The sequence below is a fragment of the Deltaproteobacteria bacterium genome (genome assembly GCA_016874775.1).
Lineage (GTDB): Bacteria > Desulfobacterota > Binatia > Bin18 > Bin18 > VGTJ01.
The window spans coordinates 1-4,876 of sequence record VGTJ01000278.1 but is presented as its reverse complement, the minus strand read 5'-3'; the positions used below and the strand labels follow the sequence as shown (position 1 = coordinate 4,876).

The 4,876-nt window shown below is 49.5% G+C and carries 3 protein-coding genes; all 3 read left to right on the top strand.

From position 1 onward, the window contains the following. Positions 1-176: 176 nt before the first annotated feature. The 3 genes from FJ147_27140 to FJ147_27130 are packed head-to-tail and all read left to right on the top strand — an operon-like array spanning position 177 to position 4,717. Positions 177-3,497 (top strand): CHAT domain-containing protein, encoded by a 3,321-nt coding sequence (locus FJ147_27140; protein MBM4259562.1) that lies wholly within the window; start codon positions 177-179, stop codon positions 3,495-3,497. Next, entirely contained in the window at positions 3,433-4,461 is a 1,029-nt protein-coding gene (locus FJ147_27135) for a TlpA family protein disulfide reductase (GenBank protein ID MBM4259561.1), read from the top strand. The genes FJ147_27140 and FJ147_27135 overlap by 65 nt, the downstream gene beginning before the upstream one ends. Further along, positions 4,394-4,717, top strand: a complete 324-nt coding sequence (locus FJ147_27130; GenBank protein ID MBM4259560.1) for an FHA domain-containing protein — start codon at positions 4,394-4,396, stop codon at positions 4,715-4,717. The genes FJ147_27135 and FJ147_27130 overlap by 68 nt, the downstream gene beginning before the upstream one ends. Positions 4,718-4,876 lie beyond the last annotated feature (159 nt).

Below are 4,876 nucleotides of genomic sequence, written 5' to 3'. Positions count from 1 at the left end.
CCTATGTCGCTCTTAGCTCCATCGCTGCTCGCTCACAAGACCTTCTTTGCTTGCTCCCGCGGAACAAATCGGGTGTCGCTCTTTCCTCCTTCCTGCCTCTCGTGTTTCCTCTTCGTTCATCAGGCCAGGAGAGTGCTAGTTTACCTTTTAGAGTTCCAAGTAGGAGCAATGAAACCATGTATCGCATAGTAGCTAGCCTGTTTTTGCTGGCGTTCTGCTCTGGAATCGCCACGGCTCAGAAATCAATTCCCGCATCGCATCTACGGGAAGCTCTACAACTGAGGGACCAAATGATCAAACTATTTGAGCAAGGCCAGTATGCACAAGCTGCTCAGATAGGCGATCGCCTCCTTGTCCAAATTGAGAAGGATGTTGGGCTTGATAATGACGCTGGTGCTAAATTCCTCGATTTTCAGGGAGAAATACACATAAAGTTAGGGAAGTACATCGAGGCAATTGCATTCCTCGAACGAGCAGTCGCGATTAGGCAGAAGATTCTAGGGGCTGGCCACTGGGAAACCGCTCTTTCGATGAACAACCTAGGATTTGCGCATTTTGCTGCCGGGCAACCTGAGACAGCCTTACCACTTCTGCAACAAGCGGCGGCAATTGTTGAGAAAACGAAAGGTCCCGATCATCCGCATCTTGCCAGAATTCTTTCAGACCTTGGTTTAGTCTGGGGCTCCCTTGTGGACTTTGATAAGGCCTTGACGACTCTATGGCGAGCCTTAGCCATTAAAGAGAAAGCTTTAGGCTCCGAGGATCCCGCTCTTGCCGCTATACTAAATAACATCGCCTCCACGTTAGTTCTGAGGATACACAAGACGGATAGAGCAGCCAAAGATACCGAACAAGAAATCAATCAGGCAATATCACTTGTAGAGCGTGCGGTACGAATTCGGGAAAAGGCACTTGGTCCTGAGCATCCGGACACCGCTTTGCTTCTCAGTCATTTAGGGCAAACCTATATGTCCGCAAAGACGGAATACTTTGAGAAAGGAGTGGAGCTTCTGCGGAAGGCCTTGGCGATTCAGGAGAAATATCTTGGTCCGAATCACCTTCAGACCCTTATGACTCGCGAGGCTTTAACTCCCCCATTGACTCTTGAGGCTCTGCCTCGTCTCCAACAAATTCTTGAGCGCTTAGAACAAACGATGGGGCATAATCATCCTGATACGATAATCACACGCGGAAAGGTTGCCAGCCTCTATAAGAATAAGGCCCGTGTCGACAAAAGGAAAGAGGACTACCAACACGCGTTTCAATTATTTTTGCAGAATGTTCATGCCGAGGAACCACGCCTGCAGCAGACGTTAAATATCCTCCCTGAGAATCAGAAACGTAAACTGATTGAATCGACGATAAACAACTACCACGTAACTCTCTGGCGTATCCGGCAAGCCTTGAAAGATGATCAGGATGCTGTGCGGGAGGGATTCCAGCTTGTTTTATTTCGTAAAGGCCTCGTGTTGGATCTACAGTCACAGACCCAACAGATCGTAATGGCTAATCTCAAAGGAGAAGCGTTAAAATCCTGGCACCGTTTGAACCAGTATCGTAGTGAACTTGCACGTGCGCTTCTGAATACACAACAATCGCAGGACATTTCAACAAAAGACCCTCGCACAGCTCTCCAAGCAGCAATCGAACAGGAGGAAAGCTTTCTTGCACAGTACAGTTCAACGATGACGCAAACAATAGCCGCCTGGAAAGTAACGGTAGCAGAGATCGCACAACGGCTCTCACAAGACAGTGCCTTAATTGAGTTCGTACGAGTATGGGATTATTCAAAATCATGGTGGGGACGATCGATAATGGAACTTGATTTTTTGACCTACTATGTTGCCTTCGTGCTCACCTCGGACAATCACGTCACAATGGTAGATCTGGGAAGAATCGACTATAAAGTTGAGCCGCACTTTATTGCCGACAACCTGACGTTTCAGCGGGATCTGAAGGACCATACAGTGAAAACAGACGAAGAACTTGAGCGGCTGTATGATGTGATTCTTCGCCCACTAATACCTGCTTTAAGGGGACGTAAACGGTTGATTATTAGTCCTGACGGGAACCTCAATAAGGTCCCGTTTGTTGCCCTCCGTACGCCTAAGGGGCGCTATCTCATTGAGGATATGACAGTGTCGTATGTCACTAGTGGCCGTGACCTCTTGCGTGGAGAGAGCGAAGCGAAACCGACGACCGATCTTCTGTTAGTCGCGAATCCAGCGTTTGATAATCAGGAGGTGCTTCGTACAGTGACCAACCCGGAAGAGGCACTACGTGCAGGCGACTATGGAGAGCATTTCACCCCTTTGCCTGGAACAGCACAAGAGGCACAGATCATTCCTACCCTCATAATAGGCAAACAAGTAGTGCTCCAAGAAGAAGAAGCAACTGAATCGGCGGTTCGTGCAAGTCAAGCAGCCAAAGTTTTACATTTGGCGACGCACGGCTTCTTTCTGAAAGATGATGATCTGGCTTCAGAACCGTTATTCATGCCTCAGACAATTAGCACCAGGTTCGAGCGTGGCAAGGGAGGCGTCGCGGGAGTTGCAACGCCTCGTAGAGGCCCCGAATCGGCTATCAATCCTATGATCCGTTCAGGACTTGCCCTTGCTGGGGCCAATCATGCGAAAGACATTAAGACCGGAGACGATGGTATTCTCACAGCACTAGAAGTGACAGGCATGAACCTGTCCGGCACGGATTTAGTGGTGCTATCAGCGTGTGAAACCGGCGTCGGTGACGTGCAGGTCGGTGAAGGTATCTATGGTTTACGACGTGCCTTCGTCATGGCAGGTGCAAAGAACCTGGTCATGAGTTTATGGGCAGTGAATGACAAGATTACCTTGCAACAGATGGAAGAGTTCTATCGTGGGTATACTGCTGGGGAGTCACCAGCGGTAGCACTGCGAAATGCACAGCTCAAGAGTATCGCCACACTGCGTGAGCAAACCAAAGCACAGTTGGGAGAACCGATTGCTCCTGTTCGTTTGTGGGCCCCATTTATCGTGCAACAGACCGGAGAGGCGAAAGCAAGTAACATCCGTGGGTACAAGAAATGGAATTTTATCGTTCCACTGCTTGCTTTCATTGGACTGATGGTACTCTCACGAATGCGTCTGAAGAGTGTAGACATTGAAACATCGAGCAGATCGACTAAGGAAAAACGAGAGGCTGAACCTGTTGCGTCGTACGCTCGCTTGATGTGTTCTTGTACACTTCCTCATATTCCGCCAGAGGTTGCGCTTATCCACGATGATATCCTCATCGGTTCGGCAACAACATGTGATGTCATTCTTCGTCATCCATCAGTGGCCCTACAACACGCCCGGCTGCAATGGCGCAAACAAGGCTACATCCTCACCGACCTCCAAAGTCGCACAGGTACCTACGTGAACGGACGGCGGATTAGCGAGAATCTGCTCAAAGATGGCTGGACAGTACGATTCGGTGAAGTGGAGTTTGTTTTTCGTGAGGCTCATCATCCGACCTAAACGGAAAGGATGTCTCATGCACCCCAGACGGAACGTGGCACTGTGGGCTGATTTTCTATCGCTCACCTTACTGTGTCTTCTTCTCTACGGGCTTGGAGGAGGCGCGGTAGTTGTGGCTAAGGAACATGAGACATCCCCAAGCAGCTATGGTGAGTATGATTTCACGTTGACCACGATGGATGGAAAGCAGGTGCGACTTTCTGATTACCACGGCAAAGTCGTGCTCGTGAATTTTTGGGAGACGTGGTGTCCACCGTGTGTTGCCGAGACACCAAGCTTGGTGCAGCTCTATAACAAGATTAAGGATCAAGGATTTATTGTTATTGGGGTATTTGGGAGTAGCGACGATGTTAAGGTGAAAGAGTTCATCGATCGATTTCAGATTCCCTATGCTATAGGGCAAGAGAGCACCGGCGCTCTTCATCTTCGCTACCAAGTCTTCGGTATTCCCGCTCTCTTTCTCTTCGGACCTGATGGACACTTAGTTAAGAGAATTCAAGGTGGCTACGGTGAACAAACAGGAACTGTTCTAGAGCCCGAAATTCTCGCGCTACTCCGTCCTCCTGGCCTCCCTCAGGAAACACCCTCACCAAAGATCGTCACTCCGGAAAAGAGCGGCGAAAGACCAATACAAATGACAAAAGAAAAAATCGAGCAGGAACAGCGAGCGAGTACAGAAAGCGCTCACGTCCTACCTCACTCACCAGTTCCGCCGCAAGCAACTCCGCAAGTCCAGCCTGTCGCTTTGGAGGTGTCACAACCGACTCATACTATCGCCTATAGCAGATGGAACTTCATCGTCCCCCTGCTGGCCTTTACTGGGCTACTTGTGCTCTCGCGTATACATTTTAGTGTCGTGCCCACGGAGGTAGCAGGGGGAATTCTCCACGCCAGAGATAATTATACAGTCAGTACCGTACGCCCGTTTTGTCTGCCAGCGACCTATCTGTGGCCTCCCGCATGAGATTGCCCTGGTTCACGATGACATTATCCTTGGCTCAAGAGCAGACTGTGATGTGATCTTGCAACATCCATCAATTATAATTCGCCACGCACGAGTTCAGTGGCGTAAACAAGGCTACATCCTCACCGACCTCCAAAGTGCTACCGGTACGTATGTGAACGGGCGGCGGATCACTGAGAATCTGCTCAAAGATGGATGGACAGTACGATTCGGGGAAGTGGAGTTTGTCTTCCGCGAGGCAAATGCTCGGACCTAAAGAGCCGCTCAAGATATTCTCATTTGCCCTTTAGGCATGGGCAAGAATTAAGTTACCGATTAAGAGCGAGGAAGAAGCGTATAGTTCCAATCGCCATGAAACTTACCGGGTTTGATATTGAGCGCTTGAAACTCATCGTCGGAGACCTGTAGGCCTTTG

Bases quoted from the DNA above. Each gene is read 5' to 3' on its own strand.
- FJ147_27140 (MBM4259562.1), top strand. From the start codon at position 177: ATGTATCGCATAGTAGCTAGCCTGTTTTTGCTGGCGTTCTGCTCTGGA.
- FJ147_27135 (MBM4259561.1), top strand. From the start codon at position 3,433: ATGGCTGGACAGTACGATTCGGTGAAGTGGAGTTTGTTTTTCGTGAGG.